This window comes from Brachybacterium sp. Marseille-Q7125 (assembly GCF_023062615.1).
Lineage (GTDB): Bacteria > Actinomycetota > Actinomycetes > Actinomycetales > Dermabacteraceae > Brachybacterium.
Window position 1 is genome coordinate 40890 of sequence record NZ_JALLAL010000017.1, and the last position, 12165, is coordinate 53054.

The 12165-nt window shown below is 70.2% G+C and carries 13 protein-coding genes; 4 read left to right on the forward strand and 9 right to left on the reverse strand.

The features are described 5' to 3' along the window. Window positions 1-22: 22 nt before the first annotated feature. The 4 genes from dop to MU407_RS06240 all read right to left on the reverse strand — a co-directional run bounded on the left by dop (window position 23) and on the right by MU407_RS06240 (window position 5576). A complete protein-coding gene (gene dop / locus MU407_RS06225) occupies window positions 23-1720 on the reverse strand; it encodes a depupylase/deamidase Dop (RefSeq protein WP_246956203.1) in 1698 nt (565 codons plus the stop codon). Further along, on the reverse strand, window positions 1717-3288 hold the full coding sequence (gene arc / locus MU407_RS06230) for a proteasome ATPase (protein WP_246956205.1): 1572 nt from the start codon (window positions 3286-3288) through the stop codon (window positions 1717-1719). The genes dop and arc overlap by 4 nt, the downstream gene beginning before the upstream one ends. A 61-nt stretch (window positions 3289-3349) precedes the next feature. Continuing rightward, a complete protein-coding gene (locus MU407_RS06235; RefSeq protein WP_246956207.1) occupies window positions 3350-4408 on the reverse strand; it encodes a tRNA (adenine-N1)-methyltransferase in 1059 nt (352 codons plus the stop codon). Window positions 4409-4451: 43 nt separating this feature from the next. After that, window positions 4452-5576, reverse strand: a complete 1125-nt coding sequence (locus MU407_RS06240; RefSeq protein WP_246956209.1) for a M50 family metallopeptidase — start codon at window positions 5574-5576, stop codon at window positions 4452-4454. A 158-nt stretch (window positions 5577-5734) separates the two neighbouring features. Between MU407_RS06240 and MU407_RS06245 the strand changes: the two genes are divergently transcribed. After that, a complete protein-coding gene (locus MU407_RS06245) occupies window positions 5735-6544 on the forward strand; it encodes a PAC2 family protein (protein ID WP_246956211.1) in 810 nt (269 codons plus the stop codon). A gap of 59 nt (window positions 6545-6603) precedes the next feature. Here MU407_RS06245 and mshC read toward each other — a convergent pair whose 3' ends face one another. The 3 genes from mshC to MU407_RS06260 form a co-directional block, all read right to left on the reverse strand. Continuing rightward, entirely contained in the window at window positions 6604-7851 is a 1248-nt protein-coding gene (gene mshC / locus MU407_RS06250; RefSeq protein WP_246956213.1) for a cysteine--1-D-myo-inosityl 2-amino-2-deoxy-alpha-D-glucopyranoside ligase, read from the reverse strand. A gap of 106 nt (window positions 7852-7957) precedes the next feature. Next, on the reverse strand, window positions 7958-8830 hold the full coding sequence (locus tag MU407_RS06255; protein ID WP_246956215.1) for an undecaprenyl-diphosphate phosphatase: 873 nt from the start codon (window positions 8828-8830) through the stop codon (window positions 7958-7960). A 138-nt stretch (window positions 8831-8968) separates the two neighbouring features. Then, the gene (locus MU407_RS06260; RefSeq protein ID WP_102236288.1) at window positions 8969-9283 is read right to left on the reverse strand and encodes a DNA primase; all 315 of its coding nucleotides are present in this window, start codon (window positions 9281-9283) and stop codon (window positions 8969-8971) included. Window positions 9284-9434: 151 nt separating this feature from the next. On the opposite strand from MU407_RS06260, the gene MU407_RS06265 reads away from it, so the two are divergent. Next, window positions 9435-9713: a DUF5703 family protein gene (locus MU407_RS06265; protein WP_102236289.1), complete on the forward strand. Its 279-nt coding sequence runs from the start codon at window positions 9435-9437 to the stop codon at window positions 9711-9713. A gap of 13 nt (window positions 9714-9726) precedes the next feature. On the opposite strand, the gene MU407_RS06270 is transcribed toward MU407_RS06265, so the two are convergent. Both MU407_RS06270 and MU407_RS06275 read right to left on the reverse strand, forming a co-directional pair. Further along, window positions 9727-10590 (reverse strand): TrmH family RNA methyltransferase, encoded by an 864-nt coding sequence (locus MU407_RS06270; protein ID WP_246956217.1) that lies wholly within the window; start codon window positions 10588-10590, stop codon window positions 9727-9729. Then, window positions 10587-11054: a tRNA (cytidine(34)-2'-O)-methyltransferase gene (locus MU407_RS06275; RefSeq protein WP_102236291.1), complete on the reverse strand. Its 468-nt coding sequence runs from the start codon at window positions 11052-11054 to the stop codon at window positions 10587-10589. The genes MU407_RS06270 and MU407_RS06275 overlap by 4 nt, the downstream gene beginning before the upstream one ends. A 40-nt stretch (window positions 11055-11094) precedes the next feature. Between MU407_RS06275 and MU407_RS06280 the strand changes: the two genes are divergently transcribed. Both MU407_RS06280 and MU407_RS06285 read left to right on the forward strand, forming a co-directional pair. Then, entirely contained in the window at window positions 11095-11643 is a 549-nt protein-coding gene (locus MU407_RS06280; protein WP_246956219.1) for a hypothetical protein, read from the forward strand. Window positions 11644-11750: 107 nt separating this feature from the next. Then, window positions 11751-12047: a hypothetical protein gene (locus tag MU407_RS06285; protein WP_246956221.1), complete on the forward strand. Its 297-nt coding sequence runs from the start codon at window positions 11751-11753 to the stop codon at window positions 12045-12047. The last annotated feature ends 118 nt before the right edge of the window (window positions 12048-12165 follow it).

Below are 12165 nucleotides of genomic sequence, written 5' to 3' on the forward strand. Positions count from 1 at the left end.
TCCTGGGGTGCGTAGCGGGTGGTCAGTCGGTGCTCACGGCGCGCTGCAGCGCCGCGAGCGTCTCATCGATGGGGGCGGCGGGGTCGATGCCGTGGTGGGAGCACCACTGCTGTGAGCCCAGGCGCGGATCGGCGAGCCGCAGCCGCATGCTGCCCTCGCTGCCGCGCAGCGTGATGACATCCCAGCCGGCGGAGGGCACATCGGCCCGGTGCGCGGCGACGAGGGCGCCGCGCAGGTGGGCGCGGGTGCTCGCGGGCGGCGTGGTGATCGCCTGCTGCACCTCCTGCTCGCTGACCAGGGTGGGCACCGCGCCGGCGGCCCGCAGTCTGCCGAACAGGCCAGTGCTGGGCCGCAGGTCAGAGAACTGCAGGGCCATCATCGCCAGGCGCGGATCCTCCCAGCCCAGGCTGTGGCGGGCGCGGTAGCGCTCGAGCAGCTGCAGCAGCGTCACCCATTCCACGCGGCCGGCCGCCAGCATCGGGTCGCGTTCGAGCAGATCGAGGATCTCGCCCCATGCGGTGAGGACCTGCGCGGTCTCGGCGTCGTCGAGGTCGGCGGCTGCGCGGATCGCCTCGAGGTGGGCGCGCTGGATCTGGAGGGCGGTGAGCTCGCGCCCGTCGGCCAGCGGCACTGTGGTGGTGAGGCTGGGGTCGTGGCTGATATCGCGCACGGCCTGGACCGTGTCGGCGAGGGTGAGGTCCGGGAGGATGCGGGTGCCACTGCGGTGCTGGGCCTCAAGGGCGGCGAGCAGCAGGGAGGTGATGCCGAGCTTGAGGAAGGTCGATTCCTCGAGCTGATTGGCGTCCCCGATGATCACGTGCAGGCGGCGGAAGCGCTCGGCGTCGGCGTGGGGTTCATCGCGCGTGTTCACGATGGGCCGATTCAGGGTGGTCTCCAGCCCCACCTCGGCCTCCATGAAGTCAGCGCGGGAGGAGATCTGGAAACCGGGCTGTTCGCCGCGCAGCCCGATGCCCACCCGGCCGGCGCCCACCAGGATCTGGCGGGTGACCAGGAACGGCAGCAGCGCAGCGACCACGTCCTCGAAGGGCACAGCGCGGTCCAGCAGGTAGTTCTCGTGGGTGCCGTAGGAGGCGCCCTTGCCATCGGTGTTGTTCTTGTACAGCGCCACGGCGGGCACCCCGTCGGTGCGGGCGAGGATGTTCATGGCGCGCCGCGCGATCTCCTCCCCGGCCCGATCCGCGATGACCGCTTCGCGGGCGCGCAGCACCTCGGGGGCGGAGTACTCGGGGTGGGCGTGGTCCACGTACCAGCGGGCCCCGGAGGTGAGCACCGAGTTGCCGATCGAGCGCTGCGTCGCCCAGGCGAGGATCTCCTGGTCATCACCGTCCGGCGGGATCTCCGGGCCCTGCAGCGGCAGGTCCAGCTCGATGCTGGGGACGTGGGCGTCATGCACCTCGTCGGTGAGCTGACTGGGGTGGGCGGCGGCGCGCTCGAGCTCGAAGCCGCGGGCATCCCGCAGCGGCGTCTCATCCCCGTAGTCCCAGCGGACCCGCCGCCCGCGCTCCCCCTCGTTCTCATCGAGCAGGGCGTAGGCACCCACCACGAGGTGGGACAGCAGGATCGAGCTGCCGGTGCCGGCCTGGGCCCGCTCCTCAAGGTCGGCGTGGAGGATCCCGAACTCCGTCTCGATACCCATCACCCGCTCGGTGGTGAGGCGGGGGGCCGACGGGTCACGGTCCGGGCTGGCGGGGCTGGTCATGCGGTCCTCTCCTCCTCGCTGCTGAGGTCCCGGGCGGTCAGCGGCACGATCGCCTCGATGCGGCGCCGTCCACCGAGGCCGCTCACGCGCGCCCAGTCCTCAGCCTGCCCGGAGGCGGGCATGTCCTCGTTCTCCTCGAACTCGGCGCGGATGGCGGCATGCAGATGCGCGGCGCCGACACCGACCTCCCCGGTGGCGATCTGGTCCTTGACGGCGAGCTTCTTCGCGCGGTCGACGATGTTGCGCAGCGTCGCCCCGGAGACCACGTCGTGGAAATGCAGGGTCTCGTGGCTGCCATCGGAGAAGTCGATGCGCACGAACGCCGTCGAGGGATCCTCGGCGTAGATCTCCTGTACGGCGAGGTCCAGCAGCGCCTCGCGGTCCTCACGCACCGGCACCTGATCATCGAGGTACAGACCCAAGATCTCGCGGGCGGCCTGCGCATCAGGGCGGCGCACGCGGATCTTCACATCCAGGCGGCCGGGCCGCAGGATCGCCGGATCGATCATGTCCTCGCGGTTGGAGGCACCGATGACGATGACATTGTCCAGGCCTTCGACACCGTCGATCTCCGCCAGCAGCTGCGGCACGATCGTGGTCTCCACATCGCTCGAGAGCCCTGTGCCGCGGGTGCGGAACAGCGCCTCCATCTCATCGAAGAAGATGACGACGGGGTGATCGGCGGCGGCCTTCTCGCGGGCCCGTTCGAACACCAGGCGGATCGAACGCTCGGTCTCTCCGACGTACTTGTTCAGCAGCTCGGGGCCCTTCACGTTGAGGAAGGCGGAGTTCGCGAGTGCCTCCTCGGTGCTGATACCCCGCACCTCGGCGCTGCGCAGCACCAGCTCATGCGCGACCGCTTTGGCGATCATGGTCTTGCCGCAGCCGGGCGGGCCGTACAGCAGCACGCCCTGTGGGGGTCGCAGGCCGTAGGTGCGGTAGAGGTCCTGCTGCAAAAACGGCAGCTCCACGGCGTCGCGGATCGCCTCGATCTGTGGGCCGAGCCCGCCGATCTGCTCGAAGGTCACTTCCGGCACCTGCTCGAGGACGAGGTCGGTGATCTCGGCGCGCTCGATCCGTTCGAGTACGAGCTGCGCGCGCAGATCTACCAGGACGTGGTCGCCCGGGTGCAGGGGCTCGGACCCGAGGCCGCCGGCGCGGCGCAGCAGGCGGTTGTCATCGGGGGCGACAGCGACGATCACGCGCTCATCGGCGAGGGATTCCAGGACCGTGACCACGTTCCCGGCATCGGCCGCGGGCACCGCCTCGATCGCGGCGAGGGCCTCGTTCAGCCGCAGCTCGGCGCCGGGGGTGAGGGCCTCGAGGTCCAGTTGCGCGGCGGTCGCTACGCGCAGGCGGCGCCCGTTGTGGAGCACGTCGATGGTGGTGCCCTCACAGCGGCGCAGGAAGGTGGCGTAGGAGTTCGGTGGATCGCCGACGCGTTCGAGGTCGGCCTTGAGCTCGACGATCTGGGTGCGGGCGGAGCGCAGCGAGGAGATCAGCCGGTCATTGTGGGCGGCGAGCTGCTCGAGCTCCGCGGTCATCTCCGCGTAGGTCTTCATCGCCATGTCTCCTCCTTCATCGGCTGGGTGGGGATCGACGGGGTCCGGGGCGGTGCTGGCACGCGGCTCAGCGGTCCCGGCCCTGGCGGATGTCCCGCAGGGCCCGTTTGATCTTGCGCGGGGCGACGCCCCGCTCCCCCAGGTCCTGCGGGGTCCACTCGTTCGTGGAGCCGCCGAAGCCGTCGTTGTCGGGGTGGTTCAGCTCCGCCTCATCCCGGGACCCGGGGGCGGGACGGGTGATGCGGCGCAGCGCCGGAGTGCCATGCGCGGTACGGCGGGCGGTCAGCAGGAAGCCGGTGTGGGCATTCATGCGGTGCTCGGGCCGCACGGCGAGACCTTCGAGGTGCCATGGCCGCACGAAGGACTCCCAGGCAAAGGGCTCGGTGAACTCGCCGTGGTCGCGCAGGGCCTCGGCGGTGCGGGACAGCTGGGTGACGGTCGCGACGTAGGCGAGGAACACGCCACCGGACACCAGTACCTCGGCGGCGGCATCTACGCATTCCCAGGGGGCCAGCATGTCCAGCACCACGCGGTCCACAGCGGGCGTGCCGGGGCTGAGCGTCGGAGCGATGTCCTGGAAATCGCCGACGCTCAACTGCCAGGCAGGGTGGTCCCCGCCGAAATAGGTCTCGACGTTCTCGCGGGCCACCTCGGCGAAATCTTCGCGCCGTTCGATCGAGTGGACGCTGCCCTCGGGGCCGACAGCGCGCAGCAGCGCGGTGGTGAGCCCGCCGGAGCCCACCCCGGCTTCGAGCACGCGCGCACCGGGGAAGATATCGGCCCACATGAGGATCTGCGCGGAGTCCTTGGGGTAGATGATCGCGGCGCCGCGCGGCATGGAGAGCATGTAGTCGCTGTACAGGGGGCGCAGCGCCTGGTAGCGGGTGCCGTGGTTGTCCTCGATGACCACACCGTCCTCGGCGCCGATCAGCTGCTCGTGCAGGATCACGCCGCGGTGGGTGTGGAAGCGGCCGCCGGGTTTGAGGGTGATGGTGTGCAGGCGGTTCTTCGCGTCGGACAGCTGCACCTTGTCCCCGAGGGCGAAGGGGCCGGTGCGATCCAGGCCGCGGCGCGGGGCACGGGGGGCGGGAGCAGGAGCCCCGTCGGGCTGCGGCTGATCAGTCATACTCTCCAGCATAGGTCTGCGCCGGGGTGAGACCGCCCGGTGTTCACCGTCCGCGCAGGCGGGCGTTGACATCCGCGCTCATGATCACACCGCGGACCGACCCGTCGGCCTCCCGCACGAGGTACACGGGGGCGGGCGCATCCAGCATCGCGGACAGCAGCGCATCACCGGCAAGGTCTCCGGGCAGGGAACGCACGGGCCCGATCGGCATGGCGATAGCGCTGACCGCGGTCGCCTCGCGGCGCGGCGCGGGCACCGCCGCGAGAGCCCCGGCATCGAGGCGGTAGGCGCGCCCGAGGCTGCCGGGTGCCGCCGGATCCGGGGCGAGGTCCACCACCAGCACCTGCTCGGGATCAACCTGGGCGGGCAGCTGGCCGAGCGGGGTCTGCGGCGCGCAGATCAGCATCGAGCGCAGCAGGTCGCCAGCGTCCAAGCGCTCGGCACGTTCCTGGACGCGGGCGCCCTCCAGGGCGCGCGAAGCCCCGGACCACAGCAGGGAGGCGATGAGCACAGCCCACACGATGGTCAGCAGCTGTCCGGTCATCGAGGCGTGTCCGCGGGCGGCGCGCCACAACGGCACCAGGACGACGGCGATCGCGAGACCGCGGCCGATCCACGCGGTGACCCGGGTGCCGACGGTCGGGCGGCGCAGGATGCTGCCCAGCAGAGCTTCGAGGGCGCGCCCGCCGTCCATCGGCAGCCCGGGCAGCAGATTGAACAGGGCCAGCGCCAGGTTCAGCCAGGAGCAGAAGCCCCAGAACAGTGCCGTCGCTGTCCCCGGGACGGCGACCAGTCCGGTGATCGCGAACGTCAGAGCGGCCAGCAGCAGATTGCTCACCGGGCCCGCGAGAGAGATGAGGATCGAGCCCAGTCCACCGCGCGGTCCGCCGCGGTATTGGGTGTGCCCGCCCCACAGCGTCAGTGCGATGTGGTCGACGCGGGCGCCAAAGGCTCGGGCAATGAGGGCGTGCGCGGCCTCATGCACCAGTACTGACAGGACGAGGAAACCTCCCACCCCGATGGCCAGCAGGATCGCGCGAGAGGGGGTCTCGGAGACGCGCTCGAGCGCCGGGTACATGAGCACCGCCAGCACGAGCACCATGATCACGGTGCCGGGGCTGACGCGCAGCGGCGGTAGGGAGCCCAGGCGCAGGGCACGGCCTCGCATCGGCACCTCCTCACGGTTGTGGCTGCAGTGATCGACGCTGCTTGGGCGATCACGGAATCATCGCGGTCCTGGCACGGTCTGCGCCGGAGGCAGGATACGGGCCCCACCTGCGCAGAGCGCCGCGGCGCCGCTCAAGCCACCCGGCCTATGATGGGTCGATGAGTCGTATCGCCATCACCGCGTTCTCCGGCTGGAATGACGCCGGTGAGGCCGCCACCGGTGTGATCGATCACCTGCTGGAGGTGTGGCCTTCGCGCCCGGCCGGAGCGGTGGATGCTGAGGAGTTCATCGATTTTCAGGTCAATCGGCCGGAGATCCGCACCACCGAGGACTCCCGGCGCGTGGTGGATTGGCCGGATACGCAGCTGCGGCTGATCACCCCGCCGCGCGGTCAGGAGATCATCACCGTGTGCGGGCCCGAGCCGTCGCTGCGGTGGAAGCGCTTCTGCGATGAAGTGCTCGAGCAGCTGCAGATCCTCGATGTGAGCTCCGTGGTCTCGCTCGGGGCGCTGCTGGCCGATGCCCCGCACAGCCGCCCGTTGCCCACCTCCACGCTGGTCGAACCGGTGCCGGCGCAGCAGGTGGAGGAGAGCAGCCTGTACGAGGGCCCGGTGGGGGTGCCGACGATCCTCGCCCGCCGCACGGCGGCCGCGGGCCTGCGCACGACGAGCATGTGGGTGCAGGTCCCCCACTACGTCTCGCAGAACACCTCCCCGAAGGCGGTGCTGTCGTTGCTGCGCCAGGTGCAGGAGCACATCGGGGCGCCGATCCCGCTCGAGGAGCTGGTGGAAGATGCCGAGGCGTGGGAGCGGGGCGTGGATGAGCTGGCCCGCACCGATGAGGACATCGCCGACTATGTGCGGCGCCTGGAGCAGGCGCAGGATGCGGCCGAGCTGCCGGAGGCCAGCGGCGATGCGATCGCCAAGGAGTTCGAGCAGTTCCTGCGCCGTCGCCGCGAGGACGGCTGAGCTGCCCGGGCAGTTGAGCGACCCCGGCAGCCAAGCGCCCGGGCGCTCAGGTGCTCAGCTCACGTCAGATCAAGACCGAACAGCGCATCGGCCGCTGCCGCGACATCCGCGGGAGCATCCGGCCCCAGCTCGAGCGTCGGCGGTTCCTCCCCGGCGGCCCAGGCGTCGAGGACTGCCAGCGCCTGCGGGGTGTCGAGGTCCTGGCGCAGGGACGCCCGCAGGGCCTCCACCACGGCCTGGTGCCGCCCGCCCCGGCGCGCCGCGGCGCGGTAGGTCTCCAGGCGCTGCCGGGCAGTGTCGAGCTCGGCGTCGGACCAGGCCCAGTCCGAGCGGTAGTGGTGGGCCATGAGCACCAGACGGATCGCCATCGGCTCCACCCCGTCACGCACCAGACGGTGGACGAACACGAGATTGCCCAGCGACTTGCTCATCTTCTCGCCCTCGTAGGCGACCATCCCGGCATGCGCATAGGCGACGGCGAAGGGCCGACCGAGCGCCACCGCATGCGCGGCGGACAGGTCGTGATGGGGGAAGATGAGATCGCTGCCCCCGGCCTGGATGTCGAAGGGCAGACCCAGTCCCTGGTCGGCGATGCACACACACTCCACGTGCCAGCCGGGGCGGCCGCGGCCGAGCATCGGTGCGTCCCAGGCGGGTTCTGCGGGCCGGGCGGCGCGCCACAGCAGCGGATCGAAGCGCCCCCGCTTCCCGGGCCGCTCCGGATCCCCGCCGCGCTCGGCGAAGACCTCGAGCATCTGCTCCTCACTCCAGCCCGATACGTCCCCCAGAGCGCCGTCCTGCGAAAGATCCAGATACCAGTCCGCATCGACCACATCGTCGTTCTCGACGCGATAGGCGCGCCCACGCTCCACGAGGGCAGTGACCGCCGCGATGATCTCTTCCATCGCCTCGCTCACGGAGCGGAAGGTGTGCGGCGGCAGCACCCGCAGCGCCTCCATGTCCTCGGCGAACAGCGCCACCTGAGAGGCGGCGAGCTCACGCCAGTCCACGTCATCACGCGCGGCCCGCTCGAGCAGCGGGTCATCGACGTCGGTCACGTTCTGGGCGGTCGTGACCCGATGCCCAGTGTCCGCGAGGGCGCGGTGCATGAGATCGGCGGCGTGATACGTCGCGGCATGACCCAGGTGGGTGGCGTCATACGGCGTGATCCCGCAGACGTAGAGGCGAGCATGCCCCTCCTGCTGCGGCACCACCGGCGCAATGCGGCCGCTGCGGGTGTCGAACAGGCGCAGCGGCAGGCCGGAGGCGGGCAGAGGGGTCCAGGCAGGGGCATTCCAGGAGTGCACCCATCGATCATACGGGCGGGGACTGAGGGCGAGCCGTGACTTCGCCGCGGCAGCGACCTAGCCCATCAGAGCAGCGCCTTCGCTCAGGCGCTTCCTGCCAGGTGTCTCAGGCACCGGCCAGAGGGTCGACCGCCCCGGCTCCCAGCAGGGCCAGCAGCACCAGGCCCGCCACGACGCGGTAGATGACGAACACGCGGTAGGAGCGGTTCTCGATGAGGCGCATGAACCAGACGATCACGGCGTAGCCCACTGCGAAGGCGATCACGGTCGCGACGATGATCGCCATGAGGGACGGCTCCCCGGCAGCGGCAGCGGCCGCCCGCCCATCGGCCGTGAACAGCACCGGCACATCCTTCACAGCTTTGTAGAGGCCGGAGGCGAACACCGCGGGGATCGCCAGCAGGAAGGCGTAGCGGGCGGCGGCCTGCCGGGTGTAGCCCATGAGCAGACCGGCGGTGATGGTGCCGCCGGAGCGGGAGACCCCGGGGATCAGGGCGAGGGCCTGGGCGAGACCGAACAGGATGCCGTCACGGATGTTCAGCTCCCTCAGCTCCTTGCGCTGCGGGGCGATCCGGTCCGCGAGTCCCAGCAGCAGGCCGAAGACGATGAGCATCGTCGCGGTGATGTAGAGGTTGCGCAGGGAGTGGTCGATCTGGTCCTCGAACAGCAGGCCCAGCACGCCGATGGGGATCGAGCCGATGATCACCAGCCAGCCCATGCGGACATCGGGGTCCGAATGCGGCAGCTTGCCCGCGAGGGCACGGAACCAGCGGCCGATGATGCGGGTGATGTCCTTCCAGAAGTAGATCAGCACCGCCGTCTCGGTGCCCAGCTGGATGATCGCGGTGAATGCAGCGCCGGGATCCTGGCCGGGGTTCAGCAGCTCCCCCACCACGCGCACGTGAGCGCTGGAAGAGATGGGCAGAAATTCCGTCAGGCCCTGGACCAGACCCAGGATGACGGCCTCGAGGAAGGACATGGCACTCCTGTTGCATCAGCAGGGCACCCGGTGCTCCGGGGCCCGGAACAGACTACGCGGCGCCGGGCTGCATGCCCGGCGCCGCGCGGAGTTCAGAGGGTGAAGGGTCCGTGGATATCCCGCGGATGCGATGACGACTCAGCGGTCGTCGTCATGGTCCTCGTCGTCGTAGTCCTCGTCATCATCGTCGTAGTCGTCATCGTCGTCGAACTCGTCGAAGTCATCGAAGTCGTCGTCATCGTCCTCATCATCGCCGTCGAAGACGATCAGCGGCGTGGCGATGTCGAACTCGTCGAACAGTGCGTCGTCGTAGGCATCGAACGCCGTGGTCAGCCGCTCGGTGGCGGCATCCAGGGCGGGATCGTCGTCACCGCGCGAGGCGGCAGCGGCCTCGTAGTGACGTTCCAGGGCAGCGATCAGCGCAGCGAGGGCGGAGCGAGGATCCGTGTTCATGCGCTGACCGTACCGCGTCCATCCCCGAATTGAACAGGGGAAGGGCTCGCGGCAGGTCACGAATCCATCGCGGGATGGCTGGGAGCGCCGGGGCGGGATCCTGTACGGTGCGGAGCCATACCGTGCAGGTCAGCGCCGCCAGGAGGAGCCGATGATCACACCGCGCACCGAGCTCGTGGCCGGGATCCAGCATGTGCCCGATCCGCGGGGCTGGCGGGATCTGCCGCTCGAGAAGGGCCGCCGCCCCGAGGACTACGAGTTCCAGATCATCACGGTGCCGCGCGGCGCGAGTGTGGGACAGGTCCGGGCGGAACTCGCCGAGCAGTCGGAGTACGGCCGCTGGGAGCATGCCCGCACCCGGGTGTACCTGGGCGGCGGGCGGAAGGTGTGGATGCGCCGACGGATCATCCGCGTCACCTCGACCCTGTGAGCTGACAGGCGGGTTAGGCCTTGCGGCGCTGCCGGTCGATTTCGTACAGCGCGATCGACCCGGCCGCCGCGGCGTTCAGCGAGGAAGCAGAGCCCTGCATCGGGATCTCGGCGATCACATCGCACGCCTCCCGCCAGGCGCTGCTCATGCCCACCGTCTCGTTGCCGACGACGAGCACGAGTCCACCGGTGAGGTCAGTGTCCGCGAGCAGGTGACCGCCGGCCTCATCGAGCCCGATGATGCGCCGCTCCTCCCCGGCGGCGCGGCGCTGCTGCACCCAGTCGATGACGTCCCGGTGGGAGGCGAGGCGCAGCACGGGCAGCGCGAACATCGAGCCAGTGCTCGCGCGGATCGCTGCGGGATCCCACGGATCGGCGGCATGCCCAGTGATGATGACCCCCTGCGCACCGAGCGCATCCGCGCTGCGGACCAGGGAGCCGATGTTTCCCGGCCCCGTCGGCCGATCGAACACGACCACGACCCCATCGGGACCGGCGGCATCCAGCCGGGTGAGGTCATCGGCGGGCAGCGCCGCGATGGCCAGCAGCTCCGGGGCACCCTCCTCCCGCTCCCCCAGCTCCGCCATGAGCTCGGGCGCCACCTGCACCACGGGCCCGGGAGGGTCGGCCAGCAGCTGCTGCGCCCAGGTCGAGGGATTCTCCCGCCCATCGCTCAGCAGGGCCCGGATCTCGATGCCGTTGGCGATGGCCTGGGTGAGGGGACGCACACCCTGGATCAGCATCTCCCCGCTGCGGGTACGTTTGGTGCGGTTGCCGAGCAGCGCCTGCCACTGCTGGAACAGGGCGTTGCGCCGCTCGAGCCGGGACGGCAGACCGGGGCGGCCGCGCCGGGGCTGGGCCGGGCGGCGGGGACTCATCGCTGCGCCCCGGTATAGCCGAGCTGTCGCCAGGCCTCGTACACCGCGATGGAGGCGGCATTGGCGAGGTTCAGGGAGCGGCGGGCCGGAAGCATGGGGATGCGCACCTGGCTCGTGATCCGCGGATGCTCAAGCGCGTACGGCGGCAGGCCGGTGGGTTCGGTGCCGAACAGCAGCACATCATGTTCGCGGTAGCTGATCTCGTGGAAGCCGGTGCCGGTGTGGGTGGTAAAGGCGAAGACCCGCGCCCCCGGGAGAGCCGCGAGGGCAGCGTCCAGATCGGGGTGAATCTGCAGGTCGGCGAGGTCGTGGTAGTCCAGGCCGGCGCGGCGCAGCTTCGCGTCCTCGAAGTCGAAGCCGAGCGGCTCGATGAGGTGCAGGTGCGCCCCGGTGACCGCGGCCAAACGGATCGCATTGCCAGTGTTCCCGGCGATCGCCGGCTCATGGAAGAGGACGTGCAGCATGGCGGTGATTCTTCCATGGCCCGGGTTATCCACAGGATCGGTGGCTGACGCGCGCCGCGACGGCGGTCTCTGGTGCAATGGCGGGGTGAGTGCTGCGGATCTGGCCCTGTACGGAGTGCTGCTGGTGGTGTACCTGCCGCATGCCGTACTGCTCGCATGGGCCGACGGGCGCGAGCATCGCCTGCCCAATCCGCTGGTCGCCTCGCTCACGCTGAGCCTCACCGTGTGCCTGGGGCTGCTCGCGCTGCTGGTCCCATCTGTGCGGCAGGACCTGAAGGTCGCGGCGGTGCTTGCGCTGCTGGTGGGGGCCGGGGCGATCCTCATCGCGCTCGTGGCTCCGCCTCTGCTGGGCATGGGGGATGCGAAGACTCTCCCGGCCGTGGTGGCGATGACCGCGGCGTTCGGCGGGCAGCAGCTCATCGCCGGGATGCTGGGGATCATGCTGCTGGCCGGGCTCGCGGGGACGGTGGTCCTGGTCGCCACGCGGCGTGCGGGGGTGCGCTTTGCCGTCGGGCCCGTGCTGCTGGCCGGGCCGTTCCTGGGATTGCTGGGGGCGCCGCTGGTCGATGCAGCGCTCGGGACCGCGTGAGCGAGCTGCCCGGGCAACTGGTGCACCCCGCGCTGTGATCGAGCGCGCATCGAGGACCCGACCATCGGCGGACGCCTGTGGTTACCTGCGGGTCACACACTCGGGGTATGCGTCGACGGACCCTCATGCTCACCCTGCTCTCCTCTTCCGCGCTGGCCTCGTGCGCCGGCCCCTCGACATGCCCCGAGGGCACCGAGGAGATCCGCTACGACCAGGGCATGACCTATCTCGGGGAGGCTCTTGCTGAGCGGGGCTACGCCGTGCTGATCCCGGATCTCGGCACCCTGTGGGCGATCCCCGATGAGGAGGGGACTGATCCAGGATCTGCTGGGCAAGGGCACGCTCGTCTCGGTGCACGGCTATGGGGGCTCTTCACAGATGAGGGCGTCAAGGGTGGGTTATAGGACAAAATGTGTGTACGGAGAGGCCGCTTTCCTCGTCCTGACCTGCGGGGATAGTGGGTTGCACATGCTCTGAGAGCATGTGCGATGGGTGTTGCTTCCAATCGGCCGTGTTGTGGTG

Coding starts and splice junctions, on each gene's coding strand:
- dop (WP_246956203.1), bottom strand. CDS start 1,720: ATGACCAGCCCCGCCAGCCCGGACCGTGACCCGTCGGCCCCCCGCCTC.
- arc (WP_246956205.1), bottom strand. CDS start 3,288: ATGGCGATGAAGACCTACGCGGAGATGACCGCGGAGCTCGAGCAGCTC.
- MU407_RS06235 (WP_246956207.1), bottom strand. CDS start 4,408: ATGACTGATCAGCCGCAGCCCGACGGGGCTCCTGCTCCCGCCCCCCGT.
- MU407_RS06240 (WP_246956209.1), bottom strand. CDS start 5,576: ATGCGAGGCCGTGCCCTGCGCCTGGGCTCCCTACCGCCGCTGCGCGTC.
- MU407_RS06245 (WP_246956211.1), top strand. CDS start 5,735: ATGAGTCGTATCGCCATCACCGCGTTCTCCGGCTGGAATGACGCCGGT.
- MU407_RS06255 (WP_246956215.1), bottom strand. CDS start 8,830: ATGTCCTTCCTCGAGGCCGTCATCCTGGGTCTGGTCCAGGGCCTGACG.
- MU407_RS06260 (WP_102236288.1), bottom strand. CDS start 9,283: ATGAACACGGATCCTCGCTCCGCCCTCGCTGCGCTGATCGCTGCCCTG.
- MU407_RS06265 (WP_102236289.1), top strand. CDS start 9,435: ATGATCACACCGCGCACCGAGCTCGTGGCCGGGATCCAGCATGTGCCC.
- MU407_RS06270 (WP_246956217.1), bottom strand. CDS start 10,590: ATGAGTCCCCGCCGCCCGGCCCAGCCCCGGCGCGGCCGCCCCGGTCTG.
- MU407_RS06275 (WP_102236291.1), bottom strand. CDS start 11,054: ATGCTGCACGTCCTCTTCCATGAGCCGGCGATCGCCGGGAACACTGGC.
- MU407_RS06285 (WP_246956221.1), top strand. CDS start 11,751: ATGCGTCGACGGACCCTCATGCTCACCCTGCTCTCCTCTTCCGCGCTG.